General features: G+C 33.3%; 13 protein-coding genes. 5 read left to right on the top strand and 8 right to left on the bottom strand.

From position 1 onward, the window contains the following. The first annotated feature begins 392 nt into the window (after window positions 1-392). Entirely contained in the window at window positions 393-623 is a 231-nt protein-coding gene (locus tag HM984_RS01870) for a hypothetical protein (protein ID WP_115807995.1), read from the top strand. A 99-nt stretch (window positions 624-722) separates the two neighbouring features. On the opposite strand, the gene HM984_RS01875 is transcribed toward HM984_RS01870, so the two are convergent. The 4 genes from HM984_RS01875 to HM984_RS01890 form a co-directional block, all read right to left on the bottom strand. Further along, complete coding sequence (locus tag HM984_RS01875) at window positions 723-4,388, bottom strand: metallophosphoesterase (RefSeq protein ID WP_179347896.1); 3,666 nt, start codon at window positions 4,386-4,388, stop codon at window positions 723-725. A 14-nt stretch (window positions 4,389-4,402) separates the two neighbouring features. Further along, on the bottom strand, window positions 4,403-6,739 hold the full coding sequence (locus HM984_RS01880; RefSeq protein ID WP_218845000.1) for a hypothetical protein: 2,337 nt from the start codon (window positions 6,737-6,739) through the stop codon (window positions 4,403-4,405). Between the two features lie 16 nt (window positions 6,740-6,755). Then, window positions 6,756-7,925: a Pycsar system effector family protein gene (locus HM984_RS01885; RefSeq protein WP_179347897.1), complete on the bottom strand. Its 1,170-nt coding sequence runs from the start codon at window positions 7,923-7,925 to the stop codon at window positions 6,756-6,758. Between the two features lie 287 nt (window positions 7,926-8,212). Beyond that, a complete protein-coding gene (locus HM984_RS01890) occupies window positions 8,213-9,553 on the bottom strand; it encodes a M20 family metallopeptidase (protein WP_179347898.1) in 1,341 nt (446 codons plus the stop codon). Between the two features lie 632 nt (window positions 9,554-10,185). Between HM984_RS01890 and HM984_RS01895 the strand changes: the two genes are divergently transcribed. Then, complete coding sequence (locus HM984_RS01895) at window positions 10,186-11,367, top strand: MFS transporter (RefSeq protein WP_115807991.1); 1,182 nt, start codon at window positions 10,186-10,188, stop codon at window positions 11,365-11,367. Window positions 11,368-11,532: 165 nt separating this feature from the next. Here the strand turns inward: HM984_RS01895 and HM984_RS01900 are convergent, their stop codons facing one another. The 4 genes from HM984_RS01900 to HM984_RS01915 all read right to left on the bottom strand — a co-directional run bounded on the left by HM984_RS01900 (window position 11,533) and on the right by HM984_RS01915 (window position 20,507). Further along, window positions 11,533-14,415, bottom strand: a complete 2,883-nt coding sequence (locus HM984_RS01900; protein WP_179347899.1) for an alpha-amylase family glycosyl hydrolase — start codon at window positions 14,413-14,415, stop codon at window positions 11,533-11,535. A 65-nt stretch (window positions 14,416-14,480) separates the two neighbouring features. Continuing rightward, on the bottom strand, window positions 14,481-15,620 hold the full coding sequence (locus HM984_RS01905; protein ID WP_179347900.1) for a SusE domain-containing protein: 1,140 nt from the start codon (window positions 15,618-15,620) through the stop codon (window positions 14,481-14,483). 16 nt (window positions 15,621-15,636) lie between these two features. Then, a complete protein-coding gene (locus HM984_RS01910) occupies window positions 15,637-17,550 on the bottom strand; it encodes a RagB/SusD family nutrient uptake outer membrane protein (protein WP_257018434.1) in 1,914 nt (637 codons plus the stop codon). Window positions 17,551-17,576: 26 nt separating this feature from the next. Beyond that, window positions 17,577-20,507 carry a SusC/RagA family TonB-linked outer membrane protein gene (locus tag HM984_RS01915; RefSeq protein ID WP_179347902.1) on the bottom strand — a complete coding sequence of 977 codons (2,931 nt, stop codon included), beginning with the start codon at window positions 20,505-20,507 and terminating at the stop codon, window positions 17,577-17,579. 359 nt (window positions 20,508-20,866) lie between these two features. Between HM984_RS01915 and HM984_RS01920 the strand changes: the two genes are divergently transcribed. From HM984_RS01920 to pgmB, 3 genes are all read left to right on the top strand, one after another. Further along, entirely contained in the window at window positions 20,867-21,913 is a 1,047-nt protein-coding gene (locus HM984_RS01920; RefSeq protein ID WP_179347903.1) for a LacI family DNA-binding transcriptional regulator, read from the top strand. Window positions 21,914-22,045: 132 nt separating this feature from the next. Beyond that, window positions 22,046-23,404 carry an MFS transporter gene (locus HM984_RS01925; protein WP_179347904.1) on the top strand — a complete coding sequence of 453 codons (1,359 nt, stop codon included), beginning with the start codon at window positions 22,046-22,048 and terminating at the stop codon, window positions 23,402-23,404. Window positions 23,405-23,408: 4 nt separating this feature from the next. After that, on the top strand, window positions 23,409-24,065 hold the full coding sequence (pgmB, locus tag HM984_RS01930) for a beta-phosphoglucomutase (RefSeq protein WP_115807984.1): 657 nt from the start codon (window positions 23,409-23,411) through the stop codon (window positions 24,063-24,065). Window positions 24,066-24,098 lie beyond the last annotated feature (33 nt).

Genomic DNA, 24,098 nt, shown 5'->3' on the forward strand with positions numbered 1-24,098 from the left:
AGATCAAAATGGTTGATTAGAAATTCTGGAAGAATAAGTTTAAGTAGTTCTAGATAATGGTCCACAGTCTTTTTTTTACAAAAATCCGAAAAGTATAGATAATTCACACACAACTTTTGAGATTGATCCCTAAAATACTTTATGGTTTAGCTTCATTTCTTAACATAGTAATTTTTTAAAAACATGATGAATTATAAAACTAAAATTAGGTGACTATTTATATAATTACCTTAAAAGTGTATTCTATTATCTTTAACGTTGTTTTGTCATTGGTGTGTTGTTAAGATAGCATATATATGTGATAAAGGGGTAATGCTGTGACTATATTTTTCTTCCGAATTTTGTACCAGAGAAATTAAATAACTCTCTTCTATTAATTTAAAAAAAGAACTATGAAAAATATAGCCATAAGCCCTACGATCTGGCAGCCGATTTCTTATTTAGCTTATATCACAGATAAAAAAGAAAACCCGAATCGAAAAAAAATCAAGGATGCGATTATTAAAACAGCAGGTAAGGACTCTCGTAATGGAAAATTAAAGTCTGGTGTTATGAGTTCTTTGAATTCACTCAAAACCATTTTTATTGAATCAACAGTGTTTACAAATACATTTCACGTATAATTTTAAAGCCTGATTCTAGTTATAATTCACAAATAAAAAGGGTGCTCAATTGAGCACCTTTTTATTTGTCATTACATAAAGTATTGATAATTATAGTTTTTAAAAATCAAAGCCCATTCCAAAGGAAATTCTAACACCGTCAGACGAATTAAAGACTCCTAAATTTGCGGATAGTAAATCTATAGCATTAACAAAAACTCCTCCACCATAAGCATTATGCCATTTTTCAGAGGTATCATCATTAATCCAAACACGACCATAATCAAAGCCTCCATACATACCTAGCTTTATAGGTATTAATTTTGTTTTCATACGGTTGAAACTATATCTCAAATCTGTGTTTTGATAAAAGGCATTCTTTCCTGTAAAACGTTGATTTCTGTAGCCTCTCAGTCCATCTAGTCCACCTATTGAAGCGGCTTGGTAGAATTCAAAACCATCACCAAAATTTAAATGACTTTTTAATTTAGTTGCGAAAACCAATCGTCCTGATGGATTTAATTTTCTAGCAAAGCCTATGTCTGTTATAAGATATCCAAAATTACGATTGCTGACTTCTAAATTATCTTTATAACCTGTTTCAATAGAGAAATTCATGCCGTTAGTTGGGTAGGCTTCATTATCGTAGTTAGAGTAGGTGTACTTTGCATTTACACCACCAAAATGTTCTTCGTCAAACACATTACTTGGCAATAAATTATTATCTGATACAAAACGATTATCACTGTTTTGAATTTCATTAACCTCATAACTAATACCAAAATGAATAAGACTTCCACGTTTAGAATTCCAGATCAGTTGCGGACTTAATCTGAAAACTCTAGTTTTTACGCGGTTATAGTCTAAGCCAAAGTCGTCATCATTATTTTCAGTTTCATTACCATAACCAAAGAAATTGACGCTATAGTTAGGACTTTGAAAATGTGCTTGAAATCCAAAATTTAAACTTCCAATAACATTTGCAAACTCACCCTTATAATTTAATTCATAACCATCAGTTGCAAAATAATAGGCAGCTTTTAATTGGTGTTGTGATGTAAATGGGTTGCGTTCAAAACCATAAACGGTGTAAGTATTAGTTAAACCTAATTTTAATCCGTCGTCTGGGTTGGCACCTAAGGTAGGAATGATTTGATTGACATTGTTTTTGATTTTTCGATAATCATACACGTTTGTATTATAATCGTCTGTTAATTTAATTCTAGCTTTTTTAGCTTGTGATACATCATTTTTCTTTGATTTGTAATCGTAAATCACAATGTTTTTACCAGATTCTACTTTGTAATCATCATTGTTTTGTCCACCAATAAAACGCACTTTAATTTTAGAAATTTTTCCCTCAACCTCAAAGCTATCATCATCGTCTAAACCGTATATCCAAATTTCTTTAGTTGATTTTGGTTCATAAATTTTATGATGAAAACGATCTTTAATGGTGTCATCTTTTTTGCGATATAGAGAGACTTCTACCTGTCCGCTTTCTAAAGCTTTAACATGGATATAGTCGTCTTTATTGGTGCCTGTTACGACAGCATATCTACTAATTAGTTTTACGTATCTATCTGAAATCTTTTGAAGATTAGCCCGTCTTTCTTTTAAAATGTTTTTAATTTCAATAATAGATTGAGGATCTACTTCTTTAGGAATATTGTTAAAAGCATCATCTATAACAGCATCTGTAATTTGAGATTGAATGAATTGTACTTGTTCATCCCAATCTAACTTATAAGATTCAGGAATAAAGGCGACATCTAATGAGAAACCTGAGACATTAAATCCTTTGACATCTTTTAAATCGTCTTCATATTTTCTGAATTTTCGCGCTGCCGGAATAAGTTTTACTCCAGAACCAAACAAAAAGCCATCAGACATTTTAGAAAATGCAAAATCTCTATCTCTTGGTAAGGGTTTATAAATTGTTTTGCCGTCGTTTTCAAATACCAACCAACGCCATTGGTCTTGATGCCTGTCTGCATCTCCAATAAGCATGTCAAACAAGCGTGCTTTTATAAATTCTTTTTCGTCTATAACCTTAGATTCGTCACTTAGTACATCTTGCAACATATCTACTGTGCTCACAATCTCTCCTGTGAAATTGCCAGATGCTAATTCGTTATGACCATCAGAAGGGTGTTCTTCAAACAGGTATAGTTCGTTTCCAAAACCGTCGTTATAAGCCCCTAAGGCACTTTGTTTTGGAATATAATATAATTTAGGATTTAAATGAGCTAGGTTTATAGCATTCGATAACGCACCTACTGCAAAAGGGGCGTATGGGTAGGCACCAGCAAAAATATCTTCTAATAAATCTTCGGATGCTGTTTCTGTAAACTGTCCTTCAACGTATTGATCCTTAAAAATAGCAGATTGCATAAACTGGTCTGCTTGCTTTTTCATAGCGCGCATTACATAGCGTTTTCCGTTTGAAGCTTTTAAATGAAGCGTTTTAGATTGTGTACCACCTCCTTTTCTGAAAGGTTTTAACCCCCCCATCAAGGTATCTAAATTAGCGACCTTCGCCTTAACATTTGTACTGTATTCATCTCTATAGCGATCTCCCCATAAGAATTTATAGAAACCTGATTTATCGGTGTCTTCTTTTGAATAAATTGAAGCACTTATAGAATCTGACGTTATTTTGGCATACTCAGTTTCAGAAATCTGTTCTGGCTGTTTTATTTGTTTATAAAACTCAACTTCTTCTGAAGTTGAATTAAAAAATTGAACATCCACAGCTTTATCATTTCCTATATTTAATACCGCATAACCAGGAATAGCATGTCCGTAATTATCAGAATTACGGATTCTTAAAGGTGTTGTTTTAGAACCCGAACCACTAACGATTTGAGATACATTATCGGACTCCAAATATTGCAAATTATGCTCATGTCCTGACAGGAAAATTACATTTTCGTTTTGTTGCGCTGTTGCAATTAGATTTTTTCTTAATTCGTTATAAAAAGGATTAGAAAAGTCAGCATTTACAATACCAGTAGATGTTCTTAAAATATTTTTTAAGGTACCAAGAACAGGTATAGGTTTCATGTTTTCTTTTACACCATAACGGCCATTATGTGGTCCGTTGCTATACATAGGATGGTGAATGGCAACTAAGGTAACCTTACCTCTAGCTTTTTTTATTTCACCTCTAAATTCGTCTAAAAAATCAGCTCTAGTTTTTATTTCGCAATCATCATTAATTGTTGGGTGATTATTCCAGTTGGTAACGTACCAGTGTGAATCTACAATTAACATAACAATATCATCGCTAATGTTAATTTTTTCAATCGGACAGCCGTTTTCTGGTTGAAACGTATTTTTTCCCAAGGCGTCTTCAACCATTTTTTCTTGTTCCTTTAGTCCTTTTAAACCGCTGTACCAATCATGGTTTCCTGGGATGAAATAAACACTTCCAGGAAATGTTTTGGCAACGTCTAATTGCAACTTTAGAGCATGTTCTGCCGCTTCAATGGCTTTATCATTTTTTAAAGGTATACCGCGTGGATAGATATTATCTCCTAGAAACAAAAGGAAATCGTCTTTGTCTGCTTTTTCAAATTGAGTTTGTAGATTTAATAATGTTTTAGGTGCTGAGCCATCGTCTTCAGGCTTTCCTACGTCTCCAATTAAAAAAACATTGGTGGTGTTTTTATCAATATGCTTAATTTCTTTAGCACTAGCATTAACATTATGCGCATTATAAGTAGCACAACTACTAATAATTAATCCCATACTAATTAAACCCAATAGTAGTTTTGCTTTCATTCTGTTATCTTTTCTTATGCGGTTTGTAAATCTTCTATTGTAAAAATATCCGATACTTTTTTAAGTTTTCTGTTTATACTTACTCTAAGCGCTTTCATTCCACTCGCACCTTGAAGTTCTTCTAACTCTACTATTTCGAAATCATTTTCAATATAATTTTTGGCTTGTAAAAACTCGAAATAAGCCAAGTATTCTTTTTCTATGGCATTGCTAGAATACACTACAGAAAGTTTATGCGGTTGTGTTAAACGTTCGTTTGTATTTTTAATATGAGCTTTATCAATACGTTTTTTAATCATTTCATAACGCACATTATAGGCCCCATCAACATCAAATTGTTTTTCATCTATGCGATAGCGAATTGTAATCGGAATGTCATAAGCAAGGATTAAGGATGCCACTTCTAATTGCAAAGGGAATTCTTTTTGCTTTTCGTAATACATTGCTTCCATTTCGCAAGTCACCTGAAGTTGCCACAAACGTAAGTTGTACAATACTGTTGGATGATAGTTTAAATGCTTAGAAATAGATTGCCCTATATATAAATTATGCTCAATGCCATCTGTTTTAAATTTCTCAAAATAATGCGGAAATATTTCTTGAGCCCTAAGTTGTTGTTGGTCTAAAAATGAAGACAAGGCCTTATTTCCTTTCTCAATAGTAGTATCATAAGCTTTTCGGGCATCATATAAACTACTTGTTGCTTTATCAATCGTTTTAAGAAAATCTTCGACATCTTCGACACCTTTAGAATTATGCTGAAAATGTTCGAATAATGGAAAGAGTTGTTTTTCGAAAAAAATATTAATTTCTTGTTCTGAATTGGTGTGAAAATTATCTTCTAATTCAACCAAATAGTTGTCAATTTGAAAAATTAATTGTTCGTAAAAGGGGAGGTTTATTTTAATCCTATTTTTAAGAATGTCTTTACTTTTTTCTAATTGCCTTGTGAGGTCAATTCTAATGGCTTCGTTTCTGGCATTAGATGAGCCAACCACATCAATTTGCCCAAAAAGAGGAACGACATCTTTAAATACGATCTCTTTAAATACCGGGTTTTCTCCAAAATTTCGTTCTTGTATGTATTTGCTAGCTTCTTCTTCAAAGCGCCATTGCACAGAAGGATGAATAGCTGTACATTCTTGTTGTATAATGGCACTAATTTCATTTTGATGTTCAGAAAATGTACGTTTAGAATAACTAATAATAAACGGCAAAATGGTATCTAACTTTACCATATTAATGGCATTAAGCTGATTGGGTTTAAACGCTGCTAATTCTATAATAAAACCTAATTCACCATTAACAGGAACAGGAATAAGCGCAACACTTTTTAAACCTTTTTTTAACAAAGCATTACTTAGTCTGTTACCACCACTTTTTTTGTGATACGTTTCTACATTTGAAATAATAATAGGTTTGCGATCTTTAAATAGTTGACAGTTAATGTGCTCGCAAGCGTATTCGTTGATGCTTACATCTTCATCAGCTACTAGCGTTAGCATATTAAAATTTCTATCAAAAGGAGAGATGATTTTGTCGTGTTCTACGCTGTAGCTCCCAAGTTGTAAATCGGGATTGTTAAAAATGCGCCTAATGTCTTCAATTAAATATTGAAAACTTTCACTATTAGGCTCTATTAAATGGGTTTTAAAATCATCTATGCGTTCGTCTAATGAGGTGTCTATAAGGTTTACTATTCCAAAGCCTTCAATGGTCCAAGAATCTTTTGGAAAGTACTTTTCCCAGATTTCAATATTATTTGCGTTACTTAACAATTCATCTAAAATATCATCTGTAATTTCAATGGCATTTTCGTTGGGATATATGTCTAAGAAATCGGCATTAAAAGCCACGCGATAACGCTTTCTGTTTCCCTTTTTGTCTATAATAGATAGGGTTTTGGGTCTTTCGAAATCGACATTGAATTTGTAATGAATATTTAATATAATAGCATAGGTGAGTAGATCAAAAGAGTCTTCATAATCCTTATACAATTCATTAAAAATAGTATCGCTTACTTCTGCATTGCTAATAATGTTCTCTAATCTAGAACTGCAATAAAATACCTCACTTGTATACGGAGTTACTGCAGCCTTAATTTCGTTTTCAGATAAAGCTGAAGGGAATATATAAGACATTAGCTGATCTACGATGGGTTTATTCTTTAAGAAATCTTCCGTTGTAGTTGATCCGGATGATAAAACAGGATACTTTTCAAATAATTCTAAAGCTTGCTTCGCTTGTGTTTGCACCGAAACATTACTTGATTCTAATAATCCTTCAAATTTATCCTTCAATAAACGTAAAGATATATTTACCTTGAAGGGTCCTGTAGTTTTATTCTTCATATAGTTTAAATTAAAATTATAAAGGCATGTTTATATAATAACTGTATATAAACGATGCTGCCGATATAATGATTCCGAACATAAAAACGGTATAAGTGATGCGTAGTAATTTGTATTTTCTATTAAGGACTAAACCTAAATAATACAAATCTTTTGTAAGTGAATTGTATAAGGTATCTTCATTATCCATTAAGTAGTCGATTCCCCATTCAAAATCTTGCAAATTCATTTTATGAAAATTTCCAAAAAATAGAATGTTTGTTTTATTCTCCTTAATCATTTCTTTTGTGATGGCGACATTAGATATTTTAGGACGCGTAGATAGTACCGATAATATTATAGAGGCGACACTAGAAAGTGTTAAGATTAAAGTCGGATACACTAAAAATAAATTAGAAGGATTATCTAGTTTTGGAATTAAATTAGATAAAGCAACCGAAATAATAATAGCGTTTACAGAAAGCAGGATGTTGGCTTTGGTATCTGCAATGGCACTTAATTCTATATGATTTTTTAATTGTACACGATACATGGTTTCGACACCTCTACCAAATCTTGTGCTTTTCTTTTTTTTCTTCTTTTTTTTCTGAGATATTTTATAGATCCTTTTTTGAACTTCTAATAGATTAAGTTCCTTTTTAGGCTGCCAAATTTGCTTAGCGGAATCGGAATAAAACGAATGGCCTTTAAGAAAGTCGAGGTTCTGTTTCATCCATTCTATCTCAGAAAGATGATTGCCATTTTTGGCATTCTTTTCTTTAAATAAATTCTCTGAAATATCTAAATAGTCATCAGAAGCAATATGGCCACAATCGGCATCCCTAATTATAGATTCTAGTTTATTATTAGGTTTAAGCTCAATTTTTGTTGCTAGAATTAATTGCTCAACTAAATTCCGTGTGTCTTCAGGTACATTTTGTTCCTTTAGAAAAGAATGCGCAATCTTAACGCTTTCTTCTTCATGACCAAGATCTGTATAAATGAAACCCGTATCATGAAACCAGCCAGCCAACAACAAGGCCAAAGTATCCTGTTCGGTGCATTGTTCTCTGTTGGCTAATTCTGTAATACTAGCAACAACGTTTCTAGTATGAATAGCATTATGATAATAGTTTGTTGAAGCTAGCTGCTTATTTAGCAGTTCTGCAACGTATATTTCTACATCGAGTAAGAGCTTTTCTTTCATATTACAAATTTACATTGTTTTAATAGTCGAATAAAGTGATATTTACTATCATTTTTTTATAAATGAAGGATATTAAGGCCTGTGTTATACCTAAGATATATTCATTTTAAAACGTTTTTAGTCTAGAAATTACAAATAAAATTAGTGTCTAGATATGATAATTATTTTGTGCTTCCTGATATTTTTCGACTTGTATTTAAAAAGTCAAAGCAAGATATAATTGAATATTATAACATATATAAACAAGAACGTTTTCTGAATTTAGTAGACAATTTAAAACAATTACATCAATCTGTAATGCATAGTTCCATAAAATGGATATAAGTTTGTGTTCCTTTTTCTATAATGCCTTTTGGAATCCGTTCATTGTAGTTATGGATGGTTTCTAAGTATTTACGTTCTAGTTTTATAGGAATTAAGGAATATGCAGGGATGTTATGTTCTCTAAAAACACTGATGTCATTGGAGTTTGGTAATAGTACAGACGCCGTTTTACTTTTAGGATAACTTTTTAGTATAGCGGTATTTAAATGGTTAAAAAAGGGGGTTTTGGTAGAAGAAATCCCTCCATCTTTCATTTCACTTATAATCTTTATTTCTATAGCTTCATTATCTAACTTAGCTTTTAGATTGTTTATAAACGTTTGAGACGATTCGTCTGGAAGTAATCTGCAATCTAATGTCGCCATTACTTTGGTTGGTATAGCATTAACTTTTTCATTTTCGTCTTTTATACTTGTCAGCGTAATGGTGTTAGAAAATAGAGACAGCATCAAAGGATCTTCTTGTAGTTTTTTTAGAATTTCTTTTTTAAACAATTTAGGGTGTCTTAGTGCGTATCCTTTAACACCACCATTGAGTTTTCCTAACTGCTTTAGTAAGTTCGTATTTATACTATTGAAAATGACATCAGGTTTATCACTTAGTAATTTATTGAGAGCAATAACCATTTCCTTATTTGCATAGTGAAAAGGAGTTACAGCACTATGTCCATTGGTTTTAATTTCGAGACTAAGCTCTAGCCATAATGCTCTTTTTTGAGCTACAGAAATTCCGAATAATGCTAAATCTGGTTTAGCCTCAATAAGCCCTTTTATTGCAGGAGGGCCTTCTCCTAAAACGACAGCTGCGTTTAAATCGTTGAGATAATTATCTACAACATATTTAATACCTCCATCGCATTGTGTTTCTTCACAAGATACCGATAGAAACGTAAAATTATAGTTGAGTGATTTATTTTTATAGCGTTTAGCGATTTCGATAATACTGAATAGTTGCATTACTGCAGCACCTTTATTATCAAAAGCACCACGACCCCAAATTTCTGTATCTGTAATTTTTCCTGAAAACGGAGGGTATTCCCAAAGCTCATCATTTCCAGCGGGTACAATATCTAGATGATTTAGAAAAATAACATTTGGTTTTTTTTGATCTAGAGGAAAAATGGAAGCTGTAAAATTGTAATTACCATTTTCATTTCCCATTTGGGTAATATGTAGGCCATTCTCTATACATATACGTTTAAGAAACTCACCAGCTTCCAACTCTGAACCACTTGGTGAATTTATCTGCAAGTATTTGCTTAAGATCTCTTCCACGCCATATGCCTTTTTTTCATAATATATCATAGTGGCTTTTTTAGGATCTGTTGATCCATAAGAGTGATGTGGAACAATCATCACACATAAAAAAACAAATACAAATTTTAGAGCCAATAAATTACGGAAAGAAATTCTAAGATATTGGGATTGAAAACACATTTGAAAACACTTTTTATCTGGTTTTAAAGCAGAGTAGGTTAGGAATTTGAAATATAAAAAATAATCAAAAGGAAATAGATAAAATGAGGCCTAGTTTTTTGTAATGTTACATGTTTTATGAATTGAAGCTTTATAGGAGGCTTTGATTATCGCTATCGTAAAAATAGACTAGTTAAACTAAGTTATAAGAAATTAGAACCGATGTTTAAAACCTAACGTATAAAATGCTAAAATTTTAATAGGTGAAGGTTGGTTTAGAGTGAGATAATATATTAAAAGTATTTGTAGCCCTTTAGCCTTTTTAGACTAAGAAATTGGACGTGTTAATGTTAGCTTCATGTTTTGTAATAATTAGGTCTTCTATACTAAATTAACTACTGAGTTTTGATATAACATTAACAAGGTTAAAATAGTATATATATAAGATAAGCAACTTGTGATGAGATCAAGGTTTTGTTTGGAAATTTGCACTCTAAAATTTAGGTAGTAAATAGCATTTTATGAAAGTTGAATTTTCTAATAAAAAAGCCTTATTGTCATTGGCAATTGGTGGTTTTGGGATAGGGCTTACCGAGTTTGTAATAATGGGTATTTTACCAAATGTTGCCAACTCTTTAGCGATTACCATCCCACAAGCGGGTCATTTTATTTCTGCCTATGCTTTAGGTGTGGTGGTTGGAGCACCTTTATTAACGAGTTTTAGTCATAAGTTATCTCCTAACCGTATGCTTTTATTGTTGATGGTATGGTTTACTGTTTTTAATACACTCTCGGCTTTTGCAACAAGCTATAATATGTTATTGGTGGTGCGTTTTTTATCTGGACTTCCGCATGGTGCATTTTTTGGAGTAGGTGCAGTGATAGCGGGGAAATTAGCTAAAAAAGGAAAGTCGGCTCAAGCTATTGCGGTGATGTTTTCAGGACTTACAGTAGCTAATGTCATAGGAGTTCCTATAGGAACATATTTAGGAAATCAATACCACTGGAGTGCGTCTTTTCTAATGGTTGGTGTTGTTGGTCTATTGACTTTAGCGAGTATCTTTTACTGGATGCCACAATTTAAAAAAGAAGAGAAACAGCCTTTGAGTGAAGAAAATAAGGGGCTTAAAAATCCTGAGCTTTGGGCATTAATTGCGCTTACAACCATAGGAACAGGTGGTTTTTTTGCATGGTATAGTTACATAGCTCCATTATTAACCGAGGTGGCGCAGTTTTCTGATAACGTAGTGAGTTATGCAATGATAATTGCAGGATTAGGCATGTTTGTAGGGAATTTTTTAGGAGCAAAAATGGCAAACCTATTTACACCTTTACGTTCAGTAATGATTAGCCTTTTAGCAATGGCAGTTGTTTTAATAGTAAATTCATTTCTCGCTTCGAGTGGTGTGTTGGCTTTGATACTAACTTTTATAATAGGATTAATTGCTTTTAGTATTTCAACACCTATACAAATGGCTATAATTAATACAGCTAAAGGTTCTGAAATGCTTGGCTCTTCTATGAATCAGAGTGCTTTTAATATGGGAAATGCCATGGGGGCATATTTAGCAGGATTGCCAATTGCTTATGGCTACAGTGTAACGTCGTCTTCATTAGTTGGTGCAGCTCTTGCTTTTTCGGGATCTATAATAGCTATATCAATATTACTTTATAGACAGCGAAAAATTAAGAAAACTAGTTAATAAGAAATCGACTTTAATGTTCAATTAAATGGCTTGAACAAAATCGTCATACTAAGGTATTTAAATACTAAAATGGTACACGTGTAACTATAAGTTACTACTAATAAATAAAGGTGCTCAATTGAGCACCTTTATTATTATAAATGTAATATGAAAAATTAGTAATTAAAGCTTTATTAGTTTGGTCGTTAATGTTTGGTTATTGTCATTTTGAACCTTAACCATATACATTCCTGAATTTAAAGAGGACACATCAAAAGTATCAACTCTTGTAAAATCTCCTTTAAAAGACTTCACTAATTTACCTGTTAGATCGTACACTTCAACATTTGAAACATTAACATTAATGCTAAATGTTGTTTGTGATGGATTAGGATAAATACTGAATCCTAATAATTCCTGATCATTAACACTTAACACCTCTGAAGCTTTGTTTCCTAATATTCTAAACTGACCAGCAGGTATTGTAATTGTTGAGGTAGAGTTGCTAACGGTTGTGTTTCCTGTAGCGTCCATAAGATCATACCATGTAGTGGTTACACCGCTAGGGAAATTGGTGTCAATACTTTGAGAGACAACATCAAAATTAGCATAAATAATTACATTTTTTAATTCTGAAGTTGGAATTGAATTATCAAAAATATCAATTCTTGGAGTTAAATCTCCTGAAGTAATTTCGTAATCACCTTCAAAAACGGGTTCTTCGATTTTAAGTTTGTGTAGTTTAGACCAGTCTTCATAAATCTGACTTCTAAGCGCATCGGTTAACCAATTATTTGTCCATTGTGGTTGAGGTTTTGTATCTAATTTACAACCGTCGTTATTATAGCTCCCATCGTTACAAGTAAAAATAGAAGTATCCATTCCTAGTTCTCCAAAATGCCATATCATTTTTGGACCAGGCACCATTACAGAAATAGCACCTAATGCAGACATTCTAGACAATGCGGTATTTAAATCGCGTACATTATGACTGCTATTGCTAGTGTTACCAAAGGCTACATTTTTGTACATTAGACGTTCTTCATCATGACTTTCAGTATAGCCAACCAATCTTGGTCCGTTGAAACCAGAATGTGCTTTATGTCCCATTCTGTTGATGTTTTTGTTACCACTTTCAGCCATTGTGATTTCTGCGTATTGGTTATTCATATTTCCCCACATCATCACACCTTTCCCCTCACTAAGTCTGTAGTTAGCCCATTCTTTTTCTTCATTGTCAGATCCTAAATGCTCAAAAATCACATAATGATCAGGGTCTAATGACCATGAATGATCGGCATATTCTTTTAAAACATCCACACGGTCTTGTTGGTAGTTTCCGGTACAGCCTTCATCTCCGCCATCAGAACCATTTCCACAATTTTGTGTAAATCCTTTTGTCAAATCCCAACGGAAACCATCAATTTTATATTCTTCAATCCAATATTCTACAACTTGTTTTACGTAGTCTCTAGTATAATCTGAACTGTGATTAAAATCATTACCAACACTATATGAATGCGTAGGTAAGACATTAAAATAAGGGTTTTCGGTTGAAGGACCTCCCCAACCATCACCATCTGGATCATCCATCCACATTCTGACCATTGGATTTCTTCCGTAAGCATGATTAAAAGCGATATCTAAAATAACGGCAATACCATTTTGGTGGCAAATATCAACGAGTTCTTTAAATTTTTCTTGTGTTCCATAAAACTTATCAATAGCCATATGAAAAGACGTGTTGTAACCCCAACTTTCGTTCCCCTCATATTCCATTATCGGTAATAATTCAATAGCATTGACATTTAGATTTTTGAAATAATCAATTCTATCAATAATATCTTGAAAATTACGATCAGCATCAAAATCTCTAATTAAAACCTCATAAATAACTAAATCTTCTTTAGCGGGCTTTGTGAAATTAGTAACTTCCCAATTGTAAGGAGTTTGTCCGGTTTGTAGAACGGTGACTTCACGTTCTTGACCCGCAGGATAAGCTGGCATATTTGGATATGTTGAAGCCGAAATATAGGGATCATCAAAAGGAGATAAAACCAAAGGAGAGTACGGGTCTGCTACTTTAACCAATGAAGGCGATCCAGATATTGGACTTGCATCACCAACCCAATATTGGTAAGTTTCAATTTCACCAGCTGTTAAACCGGTTAACTCAATCCAAAATTTAGTTGATGAGTTATCCTTTTTCATCGCATATGTACTTGTAGGATTCCAATCGTTAAAACTTCCAGCGACATATATAAAATCTTTATTAGGAGCATCCACAACTAAAGTGGCTTTTGTAGGGTCAGAAGAATTATAATTAATTCCATCTATCATATTTGCAGGCAATGTTTCAATAACTGTACTATTAACAATTATTGAAAATTGCTTAGAGATCATTGAAGATCCTTGTGTGATAATTAATTCGCAATCTTGGTTTTGAGTCAAATTAGAAAACAAATATCCATTGTAAAATGTTGTATTGTTTTGTGTATGAACACTGGTTCCATTTGCGAAAAGTTCATAATTAGCAGGTCCTCCAGTGTTTTGAGCTAAAATTTGAGTGTTAGCACCATTATTAACAACAACAATTCCATTTGCACTTGCTGAAGGGTTAATCATTGTAACTTGAAAAGCACCAACATTGAAAATAAAGTTAGCACATCCGGAAGCTTTAAATTGTTGAGATCCATCTTCATTCCTAAAAACCATTCCCATTTTGGTTACACTATTTTCTTCAGCCGTACTTAGACCAAAATAAGTGTTTGGTGTAATGGTAATACTCCAAGTGCCATCACCATTATTTGTCATTTCACCAACACCATCGTCAAATCCCCAATTTCCTATAACGGCAATTCCGTATTCATCACTTTCATTTCCCACACCTAAATGTGCATAAACTTTTGATGGGTTATTAAAACCATTACAGTCTGTCTCAGTACTATTGGCATCGATTGTTATCGTAACCGTTTCGTTTACTAAAATAGGACTAGTGCTAGTTGTAACTTGAGCGATTGCTATTAAAGGAAGTAATAACAACAAATTAAGTAAGATTTTTTTCATAATAAGATTTTTAAAAGCTAAAAAAAGGCTATGATAATTCATAGCCTCTTTTTTAAATATGTTTATTATTCTACAGCTATTAAAATGTAGCTACCATCTAGGTCATTAAACCAAATGTTATAAGTTCCAGCCGTAACAGGTATATCTGCTCCTCCTAGGTCTCCAAAACCACTTATAGCGTTTGCACTACCCCAACTAATATCCCATGCATCATCTGCTCTGAATTTTAGGAAACCATCACCTAATTCTACACCATTTATATTCCAAATATGCGGATCGAACGTTGTTTGCGTCATGTCAGTGTCTGCATCCCAACCTCCTGCAGTTGAATCTCCAATGACACCAATAGTAGCATATGTTGCAGCTGCTGAAGCATCATAAGTTTCTAACGTATAGGTCATTTCATCAATGTTTAAATTAAATGCATAATAACCATCTGCAGAGATTACAAATGCTGATGGGTCGTCTGTACTACCATCATTTACAGCTGCTTCTCCTGTGTTTGCACCAGCTCCCCATTGTGGTTGCCATTGTCCTAATACTTCAATTAATTTAAAACCTTCAGGATTGGTAGCATCTGGTGAAAAATAACCTGTATAACTATAGATGTTTTCATTATCAGGGTGTCTAACTAAAGGAGTGTTGTTATTTAAATTATCCCATCCTGCTGCAGTAGCGTCACCAATTAAAAATAAATTTTTGAAAGTTTCTTCAACGTCAATATCACCCCCAAGAAGTCTTAAGTTTAACGCTTCAGTTTCAGAAATTATTTCTAAGGTAGCATCTGTTCCTACAGTAGCTCTTACTCTAAAATATACACTACCAGCATCTGGCATATCTTCTGTATTTGGGTCAGCATCTAAACCAGCTTCTTCTGCGTAATCTAATAAATTACCAATAGTAACAGCATAGGAATTTTCGTTAGTAGTTCCTACGATCTCCATATCGCTAAAATCACCAATTATCGATTTTTGTAATTCGTAATTAATGTTTGTTTCTATATCAAAATCAGCATCACCCCATGTAAAACGTTCTCCTAGATTTGCTGAAATAGAAGGTATTAAAAGATATTCTGATTGAAATGAATTTGTAAAAACTAATTCACCATTAGGTTGCGCAATATATGTTAAACTGTCGTCAGTATCACATGCATTAAAGCTAATTGCAGTGATAAGTAATAGCGCTATAAATTTTATAGTTTTCATTGTTTTGAATGTTTTATTAATATCCGTCATTTTGAATTAAATTAGGGTTAGTTGATATGGTGTTTGATGGAATTGGAAATATATTTCTAAATGAACTAACTGAAGCTCCATTGGCTTGGTTTCCTTTAAAAGGCCATAAGTAAGCATTTGTTGTAAATGAATTAAAACGAATTAAATCAGTACGTCTTTGACCTTCCCAATATAATTCACGAGAACGCTCATCTAAAACAAAACCTAAGTCTAGATCTGAAGATGAAATATTTCCAGATGCATCACCATAAGCTCTTGCTCTTAGCTCATTTATTGCTGAAACTGCTCTGTTATTATCACCTCCACCACCTCTTAGGTTAGCTTCTGCATAATTTAAATAGATTTCAGCCAAACGAATAATAGGGATATCTGTATCTACAAATTCTCCACTACTATCATTTCCTTGATTACCGTTTGAGTCAATGTTTTTAAACTTAGTTACCGCATAACCTTGATCAAAAGGAGGAATGCTCTCTATTTCTAAGCTTTGACCATCGGTATAGAACATCGCTCTGTGGTCACCTTCTATATATGATTCTAGTAATGTGTTAAAGTTAACAGCTTCAATAGTATAGGTTAAGTTGTCTAGATCAAAAGTAATGTAATATTCACCTGCAGTTACAGGAATATTATCTCCTGCAGCTTCTAAAGTTCCATCAGCTCCAGTATCTCCATAATTGTTTCCCCAATCTTCATTAAATCTGAATTTTAAAAATCCATCTGTTAACTCAGTATATAAAGCAAATTTATTTGTAGCTATTTCAAACATTTCAGTGTCTGGACCATCCCAACCATTTGGAGTCCCATCACCAACGATTCCCCAATCAGTTATAGCTCCTAATGCATTATTAATATCTGAGAGTTCTTGAACGACTAAGTTGTAATCAAATTTTTCTACAAGCGCTTTTGTTGTTCTGTAGCCTCCCCAGCCGCCATTAACACCTAAGCTTAATGGATCCATACTACCTCCTGTTGCTGCATGAACTATAAATGTTGATCCTCCATAAGTTTGAGACTGAATACCGTCAAAATTTAAGGCAAAAATAAATTCGTTTTGAGCTCCGTTAGAGTTGTTATCTGCTAAAAATAATTCGTCATAAGCTGAACCATTACCATTTGCATCTGTTGTATTAATAACATATGATGAGTTCATTACATTCTCAGAGTAAATAACACAATCAGTATAACGAGCGGTTCCTGTCCAAACCTCAGCATTCAAATATAACTTAGACAATAATGCCCATGCTGCCACCTTATCCACACGACCATATTCATTAGATTCTGATAGTAAATCTTGAATTTCTAACAATTCAGATTCTACAAAATTAAATAGATCTGTTCTTGAACTTTGAGATGGTAAGTCTGTAGTAATTTGTGTTACTAAAGGTACATTCGCATAAAAGTCAATTAAGTTGTAATAAGCAAAAGCTCTTAAAAATCGGGCTTCAGCAATATAGCTTTGAGCTTCATCGTCAGATAACGCTGATGCATTTTGTATAAAAGCATTAGTAAAAGAAACTTCTTGTGCTAAACGTAAATACATTGCACCAGTAAAATCGTTTCCTGCAGACCAGTATAAACCATGTAAATCTGGTAAACCTGGATCTCCCCAACCTACAACAGCGTGGTCTGTAGTTAATTCATTTAGGTTAAATAGCATACGTGTATACTGTGAGGCTCCTTCATCAATTCCAGAAATATCTGGTTTACCTGCAGGTCCTCTTTGTCCGGTTAATGCTAAACTAGCATAAAGTTTGGCTAAAGCACCTTTAGCCTCAGTGATGTCTACAAAAACATCTTGTTCTGTGAAACTATCTGGATCAATTGGATCTTGATTTAAATCATCATGACATGCCGTCATAAAAAGTGAGATAGTAACAATAAAAATAATTTGTTTCATTCTATTTTTCATAATTCAATTATTTTTTAAAAATCTACATTTACTCCAAAAACAAATGATCTAGGTCTTGGATAGAAATTACTATCAATACCACCAGTGATTTCTGGATCTAAGCCTTTATAGTCTGTTATGGTTGCAACATTCTGTACAGAACCATACAATCTTAAGGATACATCTTTAATAGCACTATCTAAGGTATAACCTAAGGTAATATTATCAATTTTAAAGAATGAAGCGTCTTCAATATAATGACTACTTAAAAACGTGTTTTCATTAGATTGATTTACAAATCCATTATCTAAATAGCTTGAATGTAAATTTGATAAAAAGTTATTAGTTGTTGGTATTACACCATCTAAATAAGAGTTTCCCGCTGATACATCATTGTACGCATAGTTTCCTATATTGGCTCTAGTGACAACAGCCAAATCCCATTTTTTATAGCTTAAGTTGGTGTTTAATCCCATTAAGATATCAGCATAAGGATCTTTATAGATGTATTTGTCAGCATCATTTATAACGTTGTCTCCATTTCTATCAACAAACGCGCCTTCTATTGGTTTTCCGCTAGTATCATATACTTGTTGAAAGACGTAAAAGCTATAAGGTGCTTCACCTTCAGTGTGTAATTGTACATTGTTTCCTGTTCCTGCACTAATTCCTCCTGTTTCTTGTACGAATGGTAAATCAGTGATTTCATTTTCATTAAGTGAAATATTATAATTTATAGACCACTCAAAATCGTCTGTTCTTATAGGTATTAGATTTAATGTAAATTCTACACCTCGGTTTTGCATGTCTCCAATGTTCTTTTCTATTTGAGATCCAAAATTTGTAAAAGGATCTACAGATGCTGAAGCGATTAAGTCTTTAGTTTGTTTTTGATATAAGTTAACCGAACCAGAAACTCTTCTATTAAACAAACTGTAGTCAATACCAATATTAAAGGTGTTACCAATTTCCCATTTTAAATCTTCATTTAAAGGATCTGGTCTGTACGTTTGGTAAAATGAATTTCCAAATTGATAATTCGCAGTAGATTCACTACCAGAATAACGTGTTAAAAATAAGTAATCACCTAAACCATTTACGTTACCAACTTCACCATATCCAACACGTAACTTAAGTTCATTTACATTATTACTAGCATTTAAAAAGTCTTCATTGTGTAAATTCCAAGCTAATGCTACAGAGGGGAAATAACCCCAACGGTCATCTGGATTTAATTTGGAAGAAGCATCAGCTCTTAAAGTAGCTGTTACTAAATACTTTCCATCATAATCGTAGTTTAAACGACCAAAATAAGATAAGAGTACATTTTTAGATTTATCTATAAATTCAAAATCATTTCCGTCTTCCTCGGCCTCACTGTCGTAACTAAAATTATCATATTCAAATGATTGATACGAATATCCCGCAACGGCATTAATATTATGCACGTCTTTTATTGATTTTGTATAGGTGAAATAAGCATCAAATAACTGATTTGTAGAAATATTAGAATAAGTATTTCTCGATCCATTCCATGTTAAATCTGAAGTTGGTATTAAGTCAGAAACTAAAGTTCTACCATTACTATTAGATTTATCAATACCAGTACTTATAGTTGCAGTAATATCTGGGAAGAAATGTAACTTGTAATCTGCTTTCGCATTTAAGATATAACGTCTAACCTCCGAACTATCATCTCTTAAATTTAATAAGGCAACAGGGTTGGTTCCTGCTAAGTTAGGTTGTTGACCAGTTGAAGCATCAATCCAAGAAAAATAACCTCCAAACTGTGAGTTTGGGTCATAAACAGATTGTGTAGGATCAAAACTATTGGCATTGCCAATTGCTCCTCTATCTGCAAATGTATTTTCCGTATAATTTCCTCTAGCAGAAATATCAAATTTTAAATGATCATCAAAGAATTTTGGTGATAAGTTTAAAGACGCTGTAGTTCTTTGGAAATTATCTCCAATTAAATTACCATCATGGTCTGAGTGACCAAGTGAAACTCTCATTGGTACTCCAAATGCACTACCTAATGCACTAAAAGAATGGTCTTGCCCAAACGCCGTTTGATATATTTCATCTTGCCAATTCGTATTAGAATTACCTAAAAGTGCAATAGTAGCAGCATTCGCATTAGGATGGCTATTTACGATGTCTCTAAATTGATCCGCACTTAATACATCAACTCTGTCTATAGATGTATGAACAGTTGTAGACGTTGTTGCGCTAAATCTAAAATCGGTGTCTTTACCTTTTTTAGTCGTAATCATAATTACACCATTAGCTCCTCTAGATCCGTAAATTGAAGTAGCAGACGCATCTTTCAATACGGTCATACTTTCAATATCGTTAGGATTAATGAGGTTAAGGGGGTTTCTAGAACCTCCTACACCGCCTCCATCTAATGGTACACCGTCTAATACGATTAATGGATTACTAGATAATGATAAAGACCCATTACCTCTAATGATAATGTTCTGTCCATCACCTGGAGATCCACTTCCAGAAGTAACTGACACACCAGCTATTTTACCAGATATTAATTGTTGTGCAGAAACAAGAGGACCTTGATTGAAATCATCAGACTTTATTAAGTCTGCAGCTCCAGTTAAATCATCCTTTTTTACAGAGCCGTAACCAACAAGTATAACCTCATCTAATTGAGAAGCATCCTCCTCTATAACGATATCAATACTAGCCTGGCCTATAAACTCAATCTCTTGTGTTGTGTAACCAAGATAAGAGATTACAATAATGTCACCTTGGTTTACTTCTAATGAATATTTACCATCAAAATCCGTAGCGGTTCCTCTGGCAGTACCCTTAATAATAACATTTACGCCTGGTAGAGGCATGGCGTTTGCTTTATCTGTAACAGTACCAGTTACGGTAGATTGTGCCATCAATATTGCTGGCAGCATAATGAGACAGAATAGTAAAGCATTTAAAACTGTTTTCATAAAATGTATTTAAGTTAATTGCTTATTTAATTGGTTTATATTTTCACTTCTCGGGTTAAATCTATGTAAATTTAATGTGAATTGATGTTTTAAAAAGATGACGAAAGTAACGAAAACGTTTTCGTGTTAAAAACTTTTCTTAAAATAGCAACATTAGGAGAAGATTAGCGAAAAACTGAGTATCTTTTATTGAAAATGTCTAAAAATTGCGAAGTCAAAAATTCTTTAATTTAATATTTGACTTATATTCGTTTATTCTTAGTCTTAATTTAAGAATCACAGATATTAAGTGTTTTTTACTTAAAAGAGAGATTTTGTTGAGGCGAGATGTGATAAAAATAAAGAATTAAAATATACACATGAAAAGGAAAATAACATTAAAACAAATTGCTAGGGAACTTGATGTTTCTATTTCTACGGTGTCTAAGGCGTTGCGTAATAGTGCAGAAATCAGCGACGATACCAAACAGAAAGTTCAAGCATTTGCTAAACTATATAATTATAGGCCCAATAATATTGCCTTAAGTCTTAAGAATAGACGGACAAATACAATAGGTATTATAATACCTGAGATTGTGCACCATTTTTTTTCAAAGGTTATTAGTGGAGTTGAGCTTGTAGCTAATAAAAGAGGTTATAATGTTATTATTGGTTTATCTAACGAGTCGTTTTCCAAAGAGGTAATTAACATGGAAATGCTAGCAAATGGTAGTATTGATGGTTTTATTTTATCGATGTCTAAGGAAACCTTAAAGTTGCAAGATTACCATCACTTTAATGAAACGATGACTCAGGGCATGCCTATTGTAATGTTTGATCGTGTTGTTTCCGATGTAAAATGTGATAAAGTTATTGTTGATGATTTTAATGGTGCAAAAAAAGCAGTTGGTAAACTGATTGAAAACGGGTGTAAGTCAATAGCTTTAATTACCACAAAAGATTACGTAAGTGTTGGTAAATTAAGGACTCAGGGCTATCTTGAAGCTTTGGAAGAACACCAAATGCCACCAAAGGCAGAATTAATTCTAAAAATTGATGAGTCTTTAGATTATGAAGCTCATTTAGAAGCACTTGAAAAGGAAATAGAACAATTGTTTCAGTCCAATCCCAAATTAGATGGTGTTTTTGCGGTGAATGAAATTTATGCTTTATTGGCTATGAAAGTCGCTCGTAAATTAGGTCTAGACGTGCCTAATGATGTGCAAGTTATTGGCTTTACAGATGGTGTGTTATCAAAGCACGCAACGCCGAGTCTTACTACGGTGAGTCAACATGCGCAGCAGATGGGCGAAAAAGCAGCAGAACTATTAATTGATAAGTTAGAGAGCGAATTTAATAGTGCGGATGAGGTGTTTCAAACCGTGGTAATTACTACCGATTTAGTTAAGAGAGAATCTACCAAATAAAAATTTATCATTGCCGTTTTAAAATCTTTTATATCTTTGTCGCATATTCAAAACTTATATTTTCACTTCTCAACCTAAGTTTTGATAAGCTAAGCTTGTCAGAATAGTATTAACTCTAATTATACTATTTTAATGGAAAAGCGTAGATTAAGTTTCTGGCAAATTTGGAACATGAGTTTCGGATTTCTGGGGATACAGATGGGTTTTGCCCTTCAAAATGCCAACGCAAGTAGAATTCTTCAAATTTTTGGAGCAGATGTTCACGAACTATCATGGTTTTGGATCATTGCACCCTTAATGGGGCTAATCGTTCAACCAATTGTTGGATATTATAGCGATAAAACTTGGGGTAAATTAGGACGAAGAAAACCTTATTTTTTAGTAGGTGCCATTCTATCGTCAATTGGTCTTGTGCTTATGCCACAAGCAGACATGTTCATTGCATTTTTACCAGCACTATGGGTTGGAGCAGGAATGCTTATGATTATGGATGCCTCTTTTAATATTGCTATGGAGCCTTTTAGGGCTTTAGTAGGTGATAATTTAAGAACCGATCAGCGTACGGCAGGTTTTAGTATTCAAACCGCTTTAATAGGATTCGGGGCCGTTATTGGGTCTTGGTTACCTTATGCATTAACCAATTGGTTTGGTGTTTCAAATGAGACGATTGCAGGTGTTGTTCCAACAAATTTAATTTTATCGTTTATTATTGGAGCCGTTATTTTAATTATATCAATTTTAGTAACTGTTGTAACCACAAAAGAATATTCTCCAGAAGAATTAAATAGCTTTGAAGATCAACACGAAGGTTCTGATAAGGAACACGTAGATGATGACGAAAAATCGAGTCTTTTCGATATTTTCGATGATTTCAGAAAAATGCCAACAACAATGCGTCAATTAAGTTGGGTGCAATTCTTTTCTTGGTTCGGTCTTTTTGGGATGTGGGTATTTGCTACACCGGCAATTGCTCAGCATATTTATGGTTTGCCTTATACAGATAGTAGCAGTTCTACGTATCAGGATGCTGGTGATTGGATTGGTATTCTCTTTGGAGTGTATAATCTAGTTTCTGCGTTTTATGCGTTTGCACTTCCTTATATCGCTAAGAAAATAGGAAGAAAACGTACACATGCGATATCATTGGTCATAGGTGGATTAGGGCTACTTTCAATTTACATCATGCCAGACAAAAACTGGCTTATCGTTTCTATGATTGGTATAGGAATTGCTTGGGCAAGTATTTTAGCGATGCCGTATGCTATTTTAGCAGGTTCAATTTCTCCAAAAAAGATGGGGGTTTATATGGGAATTTTTAATTTTTTCATTGTAATTCCTCAAATAATTAACGCCTTAATTGGTGGGCCTCTTGTTAAATATGCATATGGTAATCAAGCCATATTTGCTTTAATGATGAGTGGTGTTAGTTTTTTAATCGCAGCAGCATTAGTATCAAAAGTTAAAGACGTTGATGACGTTATTCAAAAATAAATAGATGAACAAAAAAGGATTCATATTCGATTTAGATGGTGTCATTGTAGATACCGCAAAATATCACTTTTTAGCATGGCAACAACTGGCTAAAGGTTTAGATATAAATTTTACAGAAGAAGAAAACGAACAACTTAAAGGTGTAAGCCGTGTGCGTTCTTTAGAAAAAATCTTGGCTTGGGGAAATAAAACCATTTCGCAAGATTTGTTTAACGAACTCATGAGTAAAAAGAACGAAGAGTATTTAAGTTACATCGCAGAAATGGATGAGAATGAAATACTACCAGATGTTCCAAGAGTGCTTAACACTTTAAAAGAAAAAAATCAGCCTATTTCATTAGGTTCTGCAAGTAAAAATGCTAGAATAATTTTAGATCGTGTTCACCTAAAATCTAGTTTCGATGCTATTGTAGATGGAAATGATGTAACAAAAGCAAAACCAGATCCAGAGGTGTTTTTAATAGCAGCGAAGGAAATTAATATAAAGCCAGAAGATTGTATCGTTTTTGAAGATTCAGTCGCAGGTGTTACTGCTGCGAATGCGGCAAATATGATTTCAATAGGAATCGGGAGTAAAGATGTCTTAGGGCATGCCACATACGTATTCAATGATTTTACTGAAATCTCAGATGATTTTATAAAATCTCTAATCGAAAATTAATCAAAAGTAAAACGTCTCATTTAGAGATTTTTA

The sequence above is a fragment of the Winogradskyella pacifica genome, assembly GCF_013403915.1.
GTDB classification, from domain to species: domain Bacteria; phylum Bacteroidota; class Bacteroidia; order Flavobacteriales; family Flavobacteriaceae; genus Winogradskyella; species Winogradskyella pacifica.

Excerpts from the sequence above, each read along its gene's own strand:
- HM984_RS01870 (WP_115807995.1), top strand. The coding sequence starts at position 393 with ATGAAAAATATAGCCATAAGCCCTACGATCTGGCAGCCGATTTCTTAT.
- HM984_RS01875 (WP_179347896.1), bottom strand. The coding sequence starts at position 4,388 with ATGAAAGCAAAACTACTATTGGGTTTAATTAGTATGGGATTAATTATT.
- HM984_RS01880 (WP_218845000.1), bottom strand. The coding sequence starts at position 6,739 with ATGAAGAATAAAACTACAGGACCCTTCAAGGTAAATATATCTTTACGT.
- HM984_RS01885 (WP_179347897.1), bottom strand. The coding sequence starts at position 7,925 with ATGAAAGAAAAGCTCTTACTCGATGTAGAAATATACGTTGCAGAACTG.
- HM984_RS01890 (WP_179347898.1), bottom strand. The coding sequence starts at position 9,553 with ATGATATATTATGAAAAAAAGGCATATGGCGTGGAAGAGATCTTAAGC.
- HM984_RS01895 (WP_115807991.1), top strand. The coding sequence starts at position 10,186 with ATGAAAGTTGAATTTTCTAATAAAAAAGCCTTATTGTCATTGGCAATT.
- HM984_RS01900 (WP_179347899.1), bottom strand. The coding sequence starts at position 14,415 with ATGAAAAAAATCTTACTTAATTTGTTGTTATTACTTCCTTTAATAGCA.
- HM984_RS01905 (WP_179347900.1), bottom strand. The coding sequence starts at position 15,620 with ATGAAAACTATAAAATTTATAGCGCTATTACTTATCACTGCAATTAGC.
- HM984_RS01910 (WP_257018434.1), bottom strand. The coding sequence starts at position 17,550 with ATGAAACAAATTATTTTTATTGTTACTATCTCACTTTTTATGACGGCA.
- HM984_RS01915 (WP_179347902.1), bottom strand. The coding sequence starts at position 20,507 with ATGAAAACAGTTTTAAATGCTTTACTATTCTGTCTCATTATGCTGCCA.
- HM984_RS01920 (WP_179347903.1), top strand. The coding sequence starts at position 20,867 with ATGAAAAGGAAAATAACATTAAAACAAATTGCTAGGGAACTTGATGTT.
- HM984_RS01925 (WP_179347904.1), top strand. The coding sequence starts at position 22,046 with ATGGAAAAGCGTAGATTAAGTTTCTGGCAAATTTGGAACATGAGTTTC.
- pgmB (WP_115807984.1), top strand. The coding sequence starts at position 23,409 with ATGAACAAAAAAGGATTCATATTCGATTTAGATGGTGTCATTGTAGAT.